The organism is Arthrobacter pascens (genome assembly GCF_030815585.1).
GTDB lineage: Bacteria > Actinomycetota > Actinomycetes > Actinomycetales > Micrococcaceae > Arthrobacter > Arthrobacter pascens_A.
This window is the reverse complement of the sequence record NZ_JAUSWY010000001.1, coordinates 90,351-105,251: the sequence shown is the minus strand read 5'-3', so window position 1 is coordinate 105,251 and position 14,901 is coordinate 90,351. Positions and strand designations below refer to the sequence as shown.

Annotated in this window: 14 protein-coding genes; 5 read left to right on the top strand and 9 right to left on the bottom strand. The window is 64.9% G+C overall.

Annotated features, from left to right (window positions below):
* Positions 1–372 precede the first annotated feature (372 nt).
* The 9 genes from QFZ30_RS00475 to QFZ30_RS00435 form a co-directional block, all read right to left on the bottom strand.
* Complete coding sequence (locus QFZ30_RS00475; protein WP_307072441.1) at positions 373–798, bottom strand: heat shock protein transcriptional repressor HspR; 426 nt, start codon at positions 796–798, stop codon at positions 373–375.
* Between the two features lie 14 nt (positions 799–812).
* Complete coding sequence (locus tag QFZ30_RS00470) at positions 813–1,784, bottom strand: DnaJ C-terminal domain-containing protein (RefSeq protein WP_307072439.1); 972 nt, start codon at positions 1,782–1,784, stop codon at positions 813–815.
* A gap of 282 nt (positions 1,785–2,066) precedes the next feature.
* Entirely contained in the window at positions 2,067–2,786 is a 720-nt protein-coding gene (gene grpE, locus QFZ30_RS00465) for a nucleotide exchange factor GrpE (protein ID WP_307072437.1), read from the bottom strand.
* Positions 2,787–2,788: 2 nt separating this feature from the next.
* Entirely contained in the window at positions 2,789–4,669 is a 1,881-nt protein-coding gene (gene dnaK / locus QFZ30_RS00460; RefSeq protein WP_307072435.1) for a molecular chaperone DnaK, read from the bottom strand.
* A gap of 222 nt (positions 4,670–4,891) precedes the next feature.
* The gene (locus QFZ30_RS00455; RefSeq protein ID WP_307072433.1) at positions 4,892–5,122 is read right to left on the bottom strand and encodes a hypothetical protein; all 231 of its coding nucleotides are present in this window, start codon (positions 5,120–5,122) and stop codon (positions 4,892–4,894) included.
* Between the two features lie 138 nt (positions 5,123–5,260).
* Entirely contained in the window at positions 5,261–6,160 is a 900-nt protein-coding gene (locus QFZ30_RS00450; RefSeq protein ID WP_307072431.1) for a carbohydrate ABC transporter permease, read from the bottom strand.
* Positions 6,161–6,162: 2 nt separating this feature from the next.
* Positions 6,163–7,155, bottom strand: coding sequence for a carbohydrate ABC transporter permease (locus QFZ30_RS00445; protein WP_307072429.1), 993 nt, complete (start codon positions 7,153–7,155; stop codon positions 6,163–6,165).
* Between the two features lie 32 nt (positions 7,156–7,187).
* Complete coding sequence (locus tag QFZ30_RS00440) at positions 7,188–8,519, bottom strand: extracellular solute-binding protein (RefSeq protein WP_307072427.1); 1,332 nt, start codon at positions 8,517–8,519, stop codon at positions 7,188–7,190.
* 181 nt (positions 8,520–8,700) lie between these two features.
* On the bottom strand, positions 8,701–9,405 hold the full coding sequence (locus tag QFZ30_RS00435; protein WP_307072425.1) for a TetR/AcrR family transcriptional regulator: 705 nt from the start codon (positions 9,403–9,405) through the stop codon (positions 8,701–8,703).
* Between the two features lie 143 nt (positions 9,406–9,548).
* Between QFZ30_RS00435 and QFZ30_RS00430 the strand changes: the two genes are divergently transcribed.
* From QFZ30_RS00430 to QFZ30_RS00410, 5 genes are all read left to right on the top strand, one after another.
* The gene (locus QFZ30_RS00430) at positions 9,549–10,478 is read left to right on the top strand and encodes an NAD-dependent epimerase/dehydratase family protein (RefSeq protein WP_307072423.1); all 930 of its coding nucleotides are present in this window, start codon (positions 9,549–9,551) and stop codon (positions 10,476–10,478) included.
* A 74-nt stretch (positions 10,479–10,552) separates the two neighbouring features.
* A complete protein-coding gene (locus tag QFZ30_RS00425; RefSeq protein WP_307072421.1) occupies positions 10,553–11,371 on the top strand; it encodes a methyltransferase domain-containing protein in 819 nt (272 codons plus the stop codon).
* A gap of 132 nt (positions 11,372–11,503) precedes the next feature.
* Positions 11,504–12,127 carry a LysE family transporter gene (locus QFZ30_RS00420; RefSeq protein ID WP_307072420.1) on the top strand — a complete coding sequence of 208 codons (624 nt, stop codon included), beginning with the start codon at positions 11,504–11,506 and terminating at the stop codon, positions 12,125–12,127.
* 117 nt (positions 12,128–12,244) lie between these two features.
* Complete coding sequence (locus QFZ30_RS00415; RefSeq protein WP_307072418.1) at positions 12,245–12,805, top strand: low molecular weight protein-tyrosine-phosphatase; 561 nt, start codon at positions 12,245–12,247, stop codon at positions 12,803–12,805.
* Positions 12,802–14,892, top strand: coding sequence for a chorismate-binding protein (locus QFZ30_RS00410; protein ID WP_307072417.1), 2,091 nt, complete (start codon positions 12,802–12,804; stop codon positions 14,890–14,892). Before QFZ30_RS00415 ends, QFZ30_RS00410 begins: the two co-directional genes overlap by 4 nt.
* Positions 14,893–14,901: the final 9 nt, after the last annotated feature.

Below are 14,901 nucleotides of genomic sequence, written 5' to 3'. Positions count from 1 at the left end.
GGGCGCGACTGCGGACCGCGGGCTGAATTGCCTACGCGCCCAGCGGGCAAGCTTCTTGCCCTTGCCCTTCCACCAATTGTCCTCATCCTTGTCATGATGCGGATCTGACCCGGCATGGACCCAGCGAACATGGCCACGGTCTCCATTCCGGCGCTCATCGGACACGACCCACGATTGCGAGGCCGGTACCGGGACACCTGACATTTACGGATACCAAACACACGAAAACACCCCAGAAGGCTTGAAACGATGCTGTGAGACCAGCTGTAGTTCCATTCAAGACACTGGCGGGGGTCCCGTCACGAGTAGTAAGTACTCTGGTCTCAGCGCCGCCGGGCCGCCCGAGTACTCGCTGGCTACTCCCCCAGGGCCCTATTCACCCAGGGCCCTGGGCCGCCAGAGCACCACAGCCTGGGACCGTGCACGCGGGCGCTGGCCGCGGGCCAGGCTCACCACGTCGCCAGCAGCACCGGCGGCAAAGATCCGCGAGTCCAGGGGATCACGACGGCGGCCCAGCTGCTCGGTCAGTTCGGCCACCCTGCGCTGCAGTGCGGACACCTGGTTCTCCAGTTCAAGGATCCGCTTAATGCCTTCGAGCGAGACGCCTTCGTGGGACAGTCGCTGCACTTCGCGCAGCATGTTGACGTCCCGCTGCGAATAGCGGCGGGACTTGCCGGGCGCCCGGCTGGGCGAGACGATGCCCAGCCTGTCATACTGCCGCAGTGTCTGCGGGTGCATGTCAGCCAGTTCCGCCGCCACGGAAATGACGAAAATCGGCTGGTCAGCGCTGATGTCCACGGCTTGCTCCGTTGCTAGAGCCGGGCCTTGGCGGCCAGGCCTTCACGGACATCGGCGTCCGCTGTGGCGGTGGCGAAGGCCCTGACAGCAGCTTCCGCTTCCTTGTTCAGGTTCTTGGGGACCGCGACGTCGATGGTCACCAGCAGGTCGCCGGTTCCCTTGGACGTCTTGACGCCATGGTTCTTGACCCTGAGGGTGCGGCCCGAAGGAGTTCCCGCAGGAACCCGGACCTTGACCTTCTCGCCGTCAATGGTCGGAACCTCGATGTCGGCGCCCAAAGCAGCTTCCGGGAAGGAGACCGGAACGTGGATGCGGAGGTTGTCGCCGTCGCGCGTGTAGAACTCGTGGGGCTTGACCGACACCGCCACCATCAGGTCGCCGCTGCCCGCAGGGCCGGCCTGGCCCTTGCCGCGGACTCGGACCTTCTGGCCGTCCTTGATGCCGGCGGGCACCCGGACGTCAATGACTTCGCCGCCGGGCTCACGGAGGCCGATGGTCGTGCCGCGGATGGATCCGGCGAAAGAAATGGTGGTGGAGGCGGTCCGGTCGGCGCCCTTCTGCGGGGCCTGCTGGAAGCCGGTCTGGCCGCCGAAGCCGCCGCCGAACAGGTCGGCAAATTCAGGCGGAATGCCGCCGGCCGTGCTGAACCCGCCGGAGTGGCGCCCGGCGTTCCCGGTGAAGAGGCCACCGAACATGTCCTCGAAACCGCCGTTGGTGGCACCGCCGCCGCCGGGAGCAAACCGCGCGCCGCCGCCCATGGCGCGGATTGCGTCATACTGCTGCCGCTCGTCGGGGTCGGACAGCACAGAATACGCCTCCGAGATGTCCTTGAACTTCTTCTCCGACGCAGTGTTCCCCGAGTTGGTATCCGGGTGGTGCTGGCGGGCGAGCTTCCGGTAGGCCTTCTTGATGTCGGCGTCGGAAGCGTCCTTGGCGATACCAAGGATCGCGTAAAAGTCCTTGTCCACCCAATCCTGGCTAGCCAATGGCGTTTCCTTTCTCGTTCTCAAATTATGTGCTCTCCACGGCGGCGCTCCGCTGGATAGGGGGCCGTGCCCGCTTCGCGGTGCCCGCCACGCCGCGGCCCCCTATCCAGCTGCGCTGCGCTCATCTCACCTTAGGCGAGACAACCGCCGGGCGACGGACGGATAAGGGGGCCCGGGAGTGGCATCGGGCCTGCCGGAGCTGGGTGGCCAAGGATCGCAGATCCCTGGCCACCCAGCGTAGGGGCGGGGCCCCCTTATCCGTCCGGCGCCTTTATGAGCGGACTAAACCGGAACAGCCACAATCACTTGGGCTGCGCGGAGGACGCGTTCGCCTGACTTGTAGCCGGACCGGAGCACCTGGCTGACGGTGTCAACCTCGATGTCCGCGCCGGGCTGCTGGATCAGTGCCTCGTGGATCGTGGGATCGAACTCCACTCCGGTTTCATCGATGCGGACCAGGCCGTACGTCTTCAGCGCGTTCTCCAGCTTGGTGGCGATCGCGGCGAACGGGCCGTCCGTCAGGTCGCCGTGCTGCCGTGCGGCGTCGACGTCATCCAGGACCGGGAGCAGGGAGTTCAGAACGCCGATAACGGCCATCTCCCCTGCCACGGCACGGTCGCGTTCAACCCGCTTGCGGTAGTTGACGTACTCGGCCTGGAGACGGAGGAGATCGTTCTTCAGCTCGACGGCTTCGGCGTTCGCTGCACCCTGGGCCACGGATTCCTCTGCAGGTACCTCGATGCCGTTGAGGATCTCCTCAGCCTGGGCGAGTGCATCGCCGTCGGAATCTGCAGCTGATGCTGCATCCGGCGTCGGTGCCGATGCGGAAGCGGCGGGCTGCTCCCCTTGCGGGTGGCGGGCCTCCCCGGTCACCGGATCAACCTTGCGGTTGTCCCGGATGACCGGCTCCTGGTGGCCGTTGCCCTGCTGTTCCTGCTGGTTCTCCTGGTCTTGTTGGTCCGCGGCGGCGCCGTGCTCTTCCTCGTTACCGTGATGAGGCATGGCTACTTCTTCGCTTCGTCTTCGTCGATGATCTCGGCGTCAACGATGTCTTCATCTGAAGCGCCCGTCTTGTCACCCGTGGATCCCGCTGCACCTTCGGCCCCTGCGGCACCGGTGGCGCCGTCCGGGGAACCGGCCTGGGCGTAGATGGCTTCGCCGAGCTTGCCCTGGGAAGCCTGCAGCTTCTCGAAGGCGGCCTTCACGGCAGCGTCATCCGTGCCTTCCAGGGCCTTCTTCAGTTCGTCGACGTCGGCCTGGACCTCGGTCCTGACCTCTTCGGGCAGCTTGTCCGTGTTGTCGGCGATCAGCTTGTCCACGGAGTAGGCGAGCTGCTCGGCCGTGTTACGGGTGTCGGTTGCCTCGCGGCGGGCCTTGTCCTCAGCCGCGTGCTCCTCGGCGTCCTTGACCATGCGGTCAATGTCTTCCTTGGAGAGGCTGGAGCCGCCCGTGATGGTCATGGACTGTTCCTTGCCGGTGCCCTTGTCCTTCGCCGAGACGTGGACAATGCCGTTGGCGTCGATGTCGAATGTGACCTCAACCTGCGGGACGCCGCGCGGAGCCGGAGCAATGCCGGTCAGCTCGAACGTGCCAAGCGGCTTGTTGTCGCGGGTGAACTCGCGCTCGCCCTGGAAGACCTGGATGGCCACGGAGGGCTGGTTGTCATCAGCGGTGGTGAACGTCTCGGACCGCTTGGTGGGGATAGCGGTGTTGCGTTCGATCAGGTGCGTCATCACACCGCCCTTGGTTTCGATGCCCAGGGACAGCGGGGTGACGTCGATTAGGAGAACGTCCTTGCGCTCGCCCTTCAGCACGCCGGCCTGGAGTGCAGCGCCCACGGCCACAACCTCGTCCGGGTTAACGCCCTTGTTCGGCTCCTTGCCGCCAGCGAGCTCCTTGACCAGGTCGTAGACGGCCGGCATACGGGTGGAGCCACCCACGAGCACAATGTGGTTGATGTCGGACAGCTTGATGCCCGCTTCCTTGATCACATCGTGGAACGGCTTCTTGGTGCGCTCCAGCAGGTCCTTGGTGAGGTCCTGGAACTTGGCGCGGGTCAGCTGCTCGTCCAGGTGGACCGGGCCGTCCGGGGTGACGGAGAGGTACTGGAGGGAGACATTGGTGCTGGTGGAGGAGGAGAGTTCCTTCTTGGCCTGCTCAGCTGCTTCACGAAGGCGCTGCAGGGCGATCTTGTCCTTGGACAGGTCGATGCCCTTGACCTTGAGCTGGTTCAGCAGGTAGTTGACGACGCGCTGGTCCCAGTCGTCGCCGCCCAGGCGGTTGTCACCGGCGGTGGAGCGCACCTGGATGGTGGAGAAGTTGTCCTCATCCTTGCCCACCTCGAGCAGGGAGACGTCGAACGTACCGCCACCGAGGTCGAAGACCAGGATAAGTTCGTCTTCCTTGCCCTTGTCCAGGCCGTAGGCCAGTGCAGCCGCGGTGGGCTCGTTGACAATGCGGAGGACGTTGAGGCCCGCGATTTCGCCGGCTTCCTTGGTGGCCTGGCGCTCGGCGTCGTTGAAGTAGGCCGGAACGGTGACCACAGCGTCGGTGACCTTTTCGCCGAGGTACGACTCGGCGTCGTTCTTCAGCTTCATGAGGATACGCGCAGAGATTTCCTGCGGCGTGTACTTCTTGTCGTCAATGTTGACGGACCAGTCGGTACCCATGTGGCGCTTGACGGAGGCGATGGTGCGGTCAATGTTGTTGACGGCCTGGCGCTTGGCGATCTCGCCGACCAGGACTTCGCCGGACTTGGAGAATGCAACGACCGACGGCGTGGTGCGGCCACCCTCGGCGTTGGCAATAACGGTGGGCTCGCCACCTTCGAGAACGGAGACGACGGAGTTGGTGGTTCCGAGGTCAATACCTACTGCACGTGACATGTGTTGCTTCCTTCTTTCCGGGGAAACTTGCTTCCGCCCACTCATTGAGCGTTCTGCACTCAACTTTACTCAGGGGGCAGGTGATGTCAAGGCAGGGTTGAGCCACCTTCGCTCAACTTTGAATCTACTGGCGCAGACGATCGCCGTGATTCCGCGGAGTTACAGGGTTTGGGCCGCCGCAAAAGGGCCCGGCGGTTTCGTTCGCCGTGCGTGAACGGGGCGCTAAGAGTCCTTGTCCTCGTCCACCTCGGCCTCGCGGGCGGGCACAGCGCCGGCATCGCCGTAGTCGCCCTCGGTGTATTCGCCGTCCTTGGACTCATCGGCGTCGTCCCCCACCAGCCCGGCGTCGCCGTAGTCGCCCTCGGTGTACTGCCCGCCTTCGCCCTCAATGCCAGGTTCCGTGCTGGCTTTGCGGCGCTCGTGTTCAGCTGCGGATTCGATGTTTTCGCTCATGGCGTGATCTCCCCTTTGAGGTGTCGCGTCCGTGTGGGGCGCGATGGAATTCTACTCAGAAGCGGCGGGCGGCAAAAGGGTGCCGCCCGCCGCCGAAACGCGTGCCAGCTTACGGCGGGAATCGGGTCCCGGCCGTATCTAGGTTCCGGCCAGTCCGGTGGTGGCTACGCCCTTGATGATCTGCCGTTGGAAGAACAGGAAGACCAGGATCAGTGGGAGCGCGGCCAGCAATGCGGAGGCCATGTTCTGGGCGTACTGGATTCCGTAGGCGCTTTTGATGGTCTGCAGGCCAACCGGAAGGGTGAGCAGCGAGCTCTCGTTGGTGGCGATGAACGGCCACAGAAAATTGTTCCAGGCCCCGATGAAGACGAAGATCGCCACGGCGGCGAGGATCGGACGGGACAGCGGCAGCACGATGGTGGTGAAAATCCGCAGCCGGCCGGCCCCATCCATCAGTGCGGCTTCCTCAAGCTCCCGCGGAATCTGGTCAAAGAACTTCTTGAGCACAAACACCATCGGGGAATGGATCACCTGCGGCAGGATCACTGCCCAGTACGTGTCAATCAGGTTCAGCGACTGCATCTGCTGGAACAGCGGGATGATGAGCACCGGCGGCGGAACAATGATCGAGGCAATAATGACGCCCATCAGCAGATCCTTGCCGCGGAAATCGATCCGCGAAATGGCATATGCAACCGACGCCGAAATCACCAGCGTAATGGCCGTAATAGCCGCCGAGGTGAAGAGTGAATTGAGCGTCCAGGTGGGGATGTTTCCGCTCCCCAACACTTTGGTGAAGGCATCCAGGGTAAAGCCCGACGCCGGGATCCAGCTGATGGGGGTGGACGCGGCTTCAGTTTCGCTCTTGAGGGCGGTGAGCGTTGCCCAGGCGAAGGGTATGAGCCACGCGACGGCAAGGACCGAGACGATGACAGTGGCGAGGATGCGGGAAAGCGGCGTCCGCTTCTGGCGGGCAGGAATATCGGCGACAGAGCCTTTGAACCGCAGCTTGGGCCGGGAAAGTGTGGTGGTGGCCATGGCTAGACGCTCCGTTTCCGTGTGATAAATACCTGGACCAGCGCAATGAGAAGGATCAGGCCGAAGAAGATGTAGGAGATGGCCGCGGAATAGCCCAGACGGTAGCCCGTGAAGCCGGCCTCGAAGATGTACTGCACGATGGACCGGGTGGTGCCGCCCGGACCGCCTTCGGTCATCTGGTAGATCTGGTCGAAGACCTTCAGGGATGCGAGGATCTGCAGGATGGCGATCATGACTGTGGTGGGGCCCAGCTGGGGCAGGCTGATGGAGAAGAACTGCCGCCAGCCGCCGGCGCCGTCGATTGAGGCCGCCTCATAGTGTTGCTGCGGAATGTTCTGCAGCGCGGCCAGGTACAGCAGGAAGTTGAATCCCACCGTCCACCAGACCGTCGCGATCACAACGGCCCACATCGCCACCGCCGGATCGTTCAGCCACGCCACCGGCGGGATCCCCAGTTTCACGAGGACATCGTTGAACAGTCCGAGCTCCGGGTTGTACATCCAGGCAAAGAAGAGCGAGATCACCGTGGAGGCGAGCAGGAACGGCGAGAAGAAGGACAGGCGCCACAGCCACTGCGCGGGCAGCCCCATGTTCACCAGGGCTGCCAGCGCCAGGGCGATCACCACCAGCGGTACGGTGCTGATCAGGGTGAAATAGAGAGTGTTTCCCAGCGATCGCCACATGTCGGAGTCGCCGAACGCCTCGGCGTAGTTGGCCAAGCCAATAAATCCGCTGTTGGCGCCGGTCAGGGATTTTCCGGTCAGGCTCATGTATGCGCCGGAAATCATCGGCCAGACCAGGAAGATCAGGAAGAAGGCCAGGAACGGGGCCGAGAATGCCCAGCCATGGATGTTGTCTCGGCGGCTTCGCGGCCGGACCAGCCTGGCGCCGGACCTTTGGCCCGGCGACGTTTTAGCCGGCAGCGCTGCAGGGGCGGGTTCTGAAAGACCAGGCGCAGATTCTCCGGTCGGCGCTGGAATGCGTACGGTGCTCATAGGGACTCCTTTGTCACAGACGTGTTCGGCGGTCAGACGGGGTTCGGCATCGCGAGGACGGTGTTGATGCGTGAAATAAAGGCATCCCAGCCGGCTGTGGCCTTGTCCCGGCCGAGGAACACGTTCTGGACGTTCTCGGCAAAGTAGCTCTGGAAGTCGGACCCCGAACCGGTGAACCAGGCCTCTGGGTCGTAATTGATGATGTCCGCTGCGTGGGCGTAATCGGCCTGCGGTTTCAGGGCGGCGTACTCACTGGAGCGGACCACTGGCTGGAACGCCGGGATGTGGCCGGCTTCCGCCCAGCTGAGGGAACCCTTGAGCATCGAGGCCACGAACCGGTACACCCCGCGGCGCTTGGCCTCGTCCGCTCTGGCCTGGTGCGGCAGCACGAACGAATGCGAATCGGCGAACGCGGCCGGGGTGCCGAACAGTGTGGGGATGGTGGCCGCGCCGAGCGGAACGCCCGCCGTCTTCATGGTCGGCAGCTCCCAGACCCCCGTAAAAAGGATTCCCGAGCCCTGGCTGGCGAACTCCGCGACAGCGGTGCCGCCGTCGCCGCTTTTTGTGGCGATGGTGTTGTCCAGCAACGAGGTGATGAACTCCAGGCAGTCAATGGCCACGTCCCGCTCCACTTGGGCCGGCTTGCCCGGATCGAGGACAAAATCCGCACCGTGCTGGCGGTACAAGGTGTAGAAGAGCCGCCACATCTGGGCACCGTCGCCCAGGTACCCATAGGAGAGACCGTGCTTGCCCGTGACGCGCTGCAGTTCCCGGCTGACTTCCAGGAACTGGTCCGGCGAAGAGATATCCATCAGCCGTCCATCCGTTCCCAGCACGCCGGCCTTACCGGCCACCTCGGTGTTGTAGAGCATCACGAAGGGGTGCGAGTCCAGCGCCAGCGAATACACCTGGCCGTTGAACTGACTCTTCTCCCAGATCCTCGGGCTGAAGTCCTCCGGACGCACGCCGAACTCCGCCAGCAGGTTCAGGTCCCAGGCATCCAGGAGCCCGCCGGGAGCGTAGCCTGGCACCCTGGCCGCGTGCATCACGGCCACCTCGGGCGGCCGTCCGCCGGCCGAGGCCATGGCCAGTTTGGTGTAGTAAGGCGCACCCCAGGCGAGCACAGTGGGCTTGACCTTGAACGCCGCCTCTTCGGCATTGGCCCTGTCGATCATGGCCTGCATCTTGATGCCGTCACCGCCGGAGAGCAGGTGCCAGAACCGGATGTCACCGGCGGCCGCCTGCGCCGGCCCTCCACAGCCGGTCAGCCCCGCCCCCAAGGCCAGCCCTCCAAACAGGGCTCCACCGCCAAGCAGCAATTGCCTTCGGTTCAGGTTGGTACTGCCGGAATCCTGTTGCTTCACCGTCACTCCTTTGGACGTAGCGAGACAAAAAACTTCAGCCGCCACCTCCGGAAACGACCGGAAGCAGGTCAGCGACCCTGGGCTCCACCCGACTTTACATCGTTGTAAAGTCAGAGGCAAGGAAATTTGTTAGCGTTCACAGATTTTCTCACACGAGGCGGGGAACGGCTTGGCCAGCCGCTTAGACCAGTCCAGCGATAGCCTGCAGCACCTGCAGGTGATGCTCGTAGAGTTCATCCCGCGCCGCGAAGGTGTCCGGACCATACTGACCAAACACCTCAAAGCTCACGGCGCCGAAGATGGATGTCCACACCAGTGCACCGCGGGCCAGTAGGCCATCGGGGATGGCCAGCCCCAGCTCGCTCCGGATCGCCGTCAGGTCACCGGAAAGAGCCGAAGGAATGGGCGTGGCATCCTCCGGCCCGGCAGCCATCGCGCCTGAGCGGTAGGCGACGTCGAAGATCCCCATAAGGGCGTAGATCACGCGGGTGCCCGGCTCCGTGGTCCGCTCGGCCGGGGCCTGATAACCGGGCACTGGACTGCCGAACAGCAGTGCATAGCGCGCCGGTTCGCGCAGGGCCCATCTCCTTATGGCCCTGGCCAGGGCGGCAAAACGGCCGGCGTAATCACCCTCAGGCACGGCCCCGACGGCGGCATCCACCTCATCGCCCAACTCGCCATAGGCATCGATGAGCAGGAGCGTGAGCAGTTCGTCCCGACTTGCCACGTACCGATAGACGGCCGACGAAACCACTCCGAGGTCGCGGGCAACAGCCCGAAGAGAGAGAGCCGCGGCCCCGTGGCTTGCCAAGTGTTGGCGCCCCAGCCGGATGATGTCCGCGATGGTCTGGGCCCTGGCCCGCTCCCGGGGCGTCTGTGGATTCATGGTTCCACCCTGCCAGAACGCAGAGCAGTGTCAACTTATGAGAGCAGTGCTCTTGACAGTTGCCGTGAAGCGGTCCATTCTAGATTCAGAGAGCACTGCTCTCACCGCGGGTCGCAGGCCAGAAACTGGAAGCAGGAGCATCAATGTCAAAGCTGTATGTAGTGACTGGAGCAGGCCCCGTGGGGTGGACCGTCGCCGAGCAACTTGCAGGGAAGGGCCACCGGGCCAGGCTCCTGACCAGATCGGGCGATGGGCCTGAACATCCCCTCATTGAACGGGTGACCGCAGATGTCCGGGATCCATCGCTGATCGGCAAGGCAATGTCCGGAGCGGACGCCGTCTTTCACTGCATCCATGGCTCGGCCTATCGGGCTGCCGCTTGGCAGGCGGAGTTGCCGGAGGCGGAGCAGACGGTACTGACTGCGGCAGGCGAGGCGGGCGCCGTCGTCGTATTTCCCGAAAGTCTCTATTCCTACAGCGGGCCGGACCAGGTGATGACCGAGGAGGGGCCCAGGACCGCCAGCGGCGGTAAGCGCGGCATCCGGACTGTGCTGCTCAACGCCCGGGAGCAGTCAGCAACGGATACGGCCAGCGTGGTGGCCAGCGATTTCTTTGGACCCCGGGTGCGGACCTCGCATGCCGGCGAACGCATGGTGCCCGCCATCCTTGCCGGCAAAAAGCTGAGCGTAATGGGCAGCACCCAGCAGCCGCATTCCTTCACCTATGTGCCTGACCTGGCTGCTGCCATGATCAGGGCGGCGCAGACGCCGGAATTGTGGAACAAGGTCTGGCATGCCCCCACCGGACCGGCGATCACGCAGCGCGGGCTCTCTGCTGCTTTCGCCGAGGCCGCCGGAGTAGGAACACCGGCGGTGAGGGCCGTACCGGGCTGGGCACTCCGGGCTGCCGGACTGTTCTCCACGGACATCCGGGAACTGGCCGAGATGCTGTACCAATTTGAGAAGCCCTTCATCATGGACTCCGCAGCCAGTGAATCGGCCCTGGGCCTGCGGCCGACGCCCCTGCCAATGGCCGCAGCGGCCACGGTTGCGTGGTGGCGTTCCCGGGCGTGACGCCGTCGGTAGGCCCTATGGCGCTCCGGCCGAGGTTCCACCCATTAGGGGCATCAGGGCGGTAGCGTTTGTTTATGAGTACGCAGGGGCCCGAAGACGATGTGTACACGCACGGCCACCACGAGTCAGTGGTCCGCGCCCATGCGTCCCGGACTGCGGAGAATTCCGCGGCCTTTGTCATTCCGCACCTGACTCCCGGGGCGTCCGTGCTCGACGTCGGCTGCGGGCCGGGCAGCATCACTTGCGATTTCGCAGGACTCGTGGCGCCGGGAAAGGTGACGGGCCTGGACCGGTCTCCGGACATCATCGCCCAGGCCACAGCCCTTGCCGCGGAGCGGGGTGTGGCCAACGCGGAGTTCCTGGCGGGCAACATCTACGACCTCGATTTCGAGGATGAAACCTTCGACGTCGTCCACGCGCACCAGGTGCTCCAGCACCTGACGGACCCTGTGGAGGCGCTGAGGGAAATGCGGCGCGTGGCCAAACCCGGCGGCATAGTGGCCGTGCGCGACGCCGACTTCCATGGCATGAGCTGGTACCCCGCCATTCCGGAGCTCGATGAATGGATGGAGCTATACCAGCGGATCGCGCGGCGCAACGGGGCCGAACCCGACGCCGGACGACGCCTGGTTTCGTGGGCCCAGTCCGCAGGATTCACCGATGTTGCGCCCACCAGCAGCAACTGGCTCTACGCCACCGGGCAGCAGCGCCGCTGGCAGGCCCGGGTGTGGGGCGAGCGGGTGCTGCATTCGGCCTTCGCTGAACAGGCCCTGGAGTACGGTTTCGCCAACCCCGCGGACCTCGCCCGGATTTCCGCCGGCTGGCACCGCTGGGGGTCAACCGACGACGGCTGGTTCCTGATCCCGAACGGGGAAGTCATCGCCCGGGCGTGAGCGTACTAAGTACGGCGAATGTGGCTGACCTTTCCTCGGACGGTGAAAGGACTTACGTTGGTGGCGGCCGATGCGGATCTCCAGGCCCTTGTCCGTGGCCACCCTGTGGTGAAGGGGCACTAGGCTTGGGAGGTGCAATTCTCCCTATGGCTCACCCTGGCCGGAGCCGGCGTCCTGGTCAGCTTCACTCCGGGTGCGGGCGCCATCAACACGATGAGCAACTCGCTGACCACCGGTTTCCGGCGCTCCATCTGGGGCATCCTGGGCCAGCAGGCGGCCCTGGTCATCCACGTGATGATCGTGGCGCTGGGACTGGGCGTGCTGGTGGCGAGCTCCCCCGTGGCCTTCAATGGGATCCGCTATGCGGGTGCGGCCTACCTGGTGTATCTGGGCATCCGGCAGTTCCTGAGCAAACCGGACCTGGATCAGGAGGACGTCACGGCCCTCCGGAACGAACCCGCCTGGTCCATGGTCCGGCGTGGACTCTGGGTGAACCTGCTGAACCCCAAAGCGATAGTGTTCTTCCTGGCATTCATGCCGCAGTTCATCCGCCCCGAACAGCCCCTCGTTCCGCAGTACCTGGTCCTGACGGCCACGGTGGTCGTGATCGACATCCTGGTCATGTGGTTCTTCTTCGCCTTGGCCGCCAAGTGGTTCCAGCGCTTCACGCATAACACCCACGGACAGAAGATCCTCAGCCGGATTTTCGGGGCCCTCTTTGTGGCGGTGGGCATCCTGCTCGCCCTGATCCACTGACGCGGCAGCCTGCGTCGTAAACCACATGTGTCGGGTTCCGCAAGTCACTTTACGAAACGGTGAAGGTTCATGAAATCCGGGTAGCCAAGAGGGTCCGGCATCCCGCATGCTTAGCCCATGAACTCATCGTCGAGCCCATACCGGATCATCGCCGTGTGCACCGGAAACATCTGCCGATCCCCCATGGCAGAGCGGATGCTGGCTGCGGCACTTGAGGCGGAAGGGCTGGCCGATGAGGTGAGGGTGGACTCTGCGGGAACCACGGGTTACGAAGCCGGGCGCCCCATCGATCCCCGGGCTGCCCGCCGGCTCGCCGCCACCAAACTCACCGCGGACCAGCACATTGCCCGGAAATGGCAGGCCAACTGGTTCCGCGAGCGCGAGCTCATCCTGGCCCTTGACATCGACCACTACGCCTGGCTGCGAGAATCGGCCCCGGACCAGGAATCCATGGACAAGGTGCGCATGCTCCGCAGTTTTGACCCGGCCGTTGCCTCCAGGGACCTGCTTGACCAGGGCATCGAGGATCCCTGGTACGGCGGCCAGGCAGATTTCGACGTCGTGTGGCAGGAGATCCACGCCGCCGTGCCGGGGATCATTGCGCACGTCCGGTCCGTCGTCCGCCAGACGGCACTGCTCCATCAGCAGAACCAGCAGCAGGTACGCTCTATTTCATGACCCCCGCACCTGTGATCATCGCCATCGACGGGCGATCCGGCGCAGGGAAAACCACTCTGGCCATCGAACTGGCAGCACAGCTCCGGAACCACCACAAGGTCTCGCTCTTCCACCTTGAGGACATCTACCCGGGTTGGAACGGCCTGACGGCAGGCATTGAACGCTACGTGTCCACCGTGCTCACGCCCCTGAGCCACGGAGAACGGGCTACCTGGACCAGCTGGGACTGGGAAAGACACTACGACGGCGACACCCGGGTCACCCTTCCCGCCGAGATTGTGATCATCGAGGGGGTGGGCGCCGCCGCGGCCGAAGCCCGCCCGCTGCTGAGCGCCGTGATCTGGGCCGACTCACCGGACGAGGTCCGCCGGACGCGGGCCCTGGAACGGGACGGCGGCACCTATGAGCCGTTCTGGGACCAGTGGGCCGCGCAGGAAGACGCGTGGCTCGCCGGCGATGACGTTCCACAGCGCGCGGACATTCGGGTGCTGAACCTTGCCGATGGCTCCGCCCCCGCGGACGTCCTGCAGCTCCTCCCTTATCTGCCCGCCCTGGCACCTTCCCTGGTCCCGGAACTTTCCGCCCGCCGCGGGCTCAGGCTTCGCGCCGAACGGCTGGAATGCCGTCCGGACGCAGCCACCCTGTTCAATGCGCTGTACGGCAGTTCAGCCAATGCGGTCTGGCTGGACTCCTCGAATGCACCCTCCGAGCCTCCCGCTGAGGATTCTCCGGCGAGTGAGCGCAGCCGCTTCAGCATTCTGGCGGACGGCGGCGGTGTCTTCGGCCAGGCGGTCACGCACCGCTCGGGTGAAAGCCGAATCACGGCCGGTTCCGCCACAGCCCGGGTGTCCGGCCCCTTCTTCCGCTGGCTGGATTCCGTCTGGGGCCGCAGGGCAGTCCGCACCCCGGAGGGCTATCCCGGCGAGTTCACCCTGGGCTGGCTGGGCTGTCTCGGATACGAGCTGAAGCGCGAAACCGGTGGAACCGATATTTCCGCGCAGACTCCTGACGCTGCCCTGATTTTCGCCGGAAGGGCGGCAGTCCTGGACCATGCCGAGGGAACCGTTTGGCTCCTGGCCCTGGAATCCTCCGATGCGGACAGCTGGCTGGCAACGGCCCGCGCCGCAGTGTCAGCGGCGGCGGAACCACGCGCAGGGGAGGCATCGACGCAGGCTGGCGGCAGCAACGGCGTCGTACGTCCGACGGAACCGGCGTTCAGAGGCCGCGACACCGAGCTGGACTACAAGCAGAAGATCGCCGCCGCGCAGCACGAAATCGGCGAAGGGAATTCGTACGAGGTCTGCCTCACCACGACGCTCTCCGCCCGGCTGCCCGCAGCCGCGGCGGACCCGTGGCGGACGTACCTGGCCCTGCGCGGGAGGAACCCGGCGCCGTTCGCCAGCTTCCTGAAGTTCGGCGCGCTGACGGTGGCCAGCACGTCTCCGGAGCGGTTCCTGAAGATAGCGTCCGACGGCGGCATGCGCGCCGAGCCCATCAAGGGAACCCGCCGCCGGGCCGCCGATCCTGCCCGTGACGCGCAGCTGCGGCGCGAACTGGAGACTTCACTCAAGGACCGTGCCGAGAACATCATGATCGTGGACCTGCTGCGCAATGACCTCAGCCACTTCGCGGAACCGGGCTCCGTTACGGTCAGCCGGCTGTGCGAGATCGAAAGTTACGCCACGGTGCATCAGATGGTGAGCACCATCGATGCGTGTCTGCTGCCCGGTTCGCCACGGGCGGAGGCCGTGGCCGCGTGCTTCCCCGCCGGATCCATGACCGGCGCCCCCAAGATCAGCACCATGGCTATCCTGGACCGGCTGGAAGGCGCACCGAGAGGGATCTATTCGGGCGCGATCGGCTACTTTTCACTCAACGGCGCCACGGACCTCGCCGTGGCGATCCGCACGCTGGTGATCACGGCGGAAGCCGGGGACGGCAGCGGAGGCGGGGCAACGGCGGAACTGTCCCTCGGCGTCGGCGGCGCCATCACCTCCGACTCCGCGCCCGATGAGGAGTACGACGAGATCCGGGTCAAAGCCTTCGGCGTGCTCTCGGCCCTCGGCGCCCAATTCCCCGACCGCTGACCCCCGGGA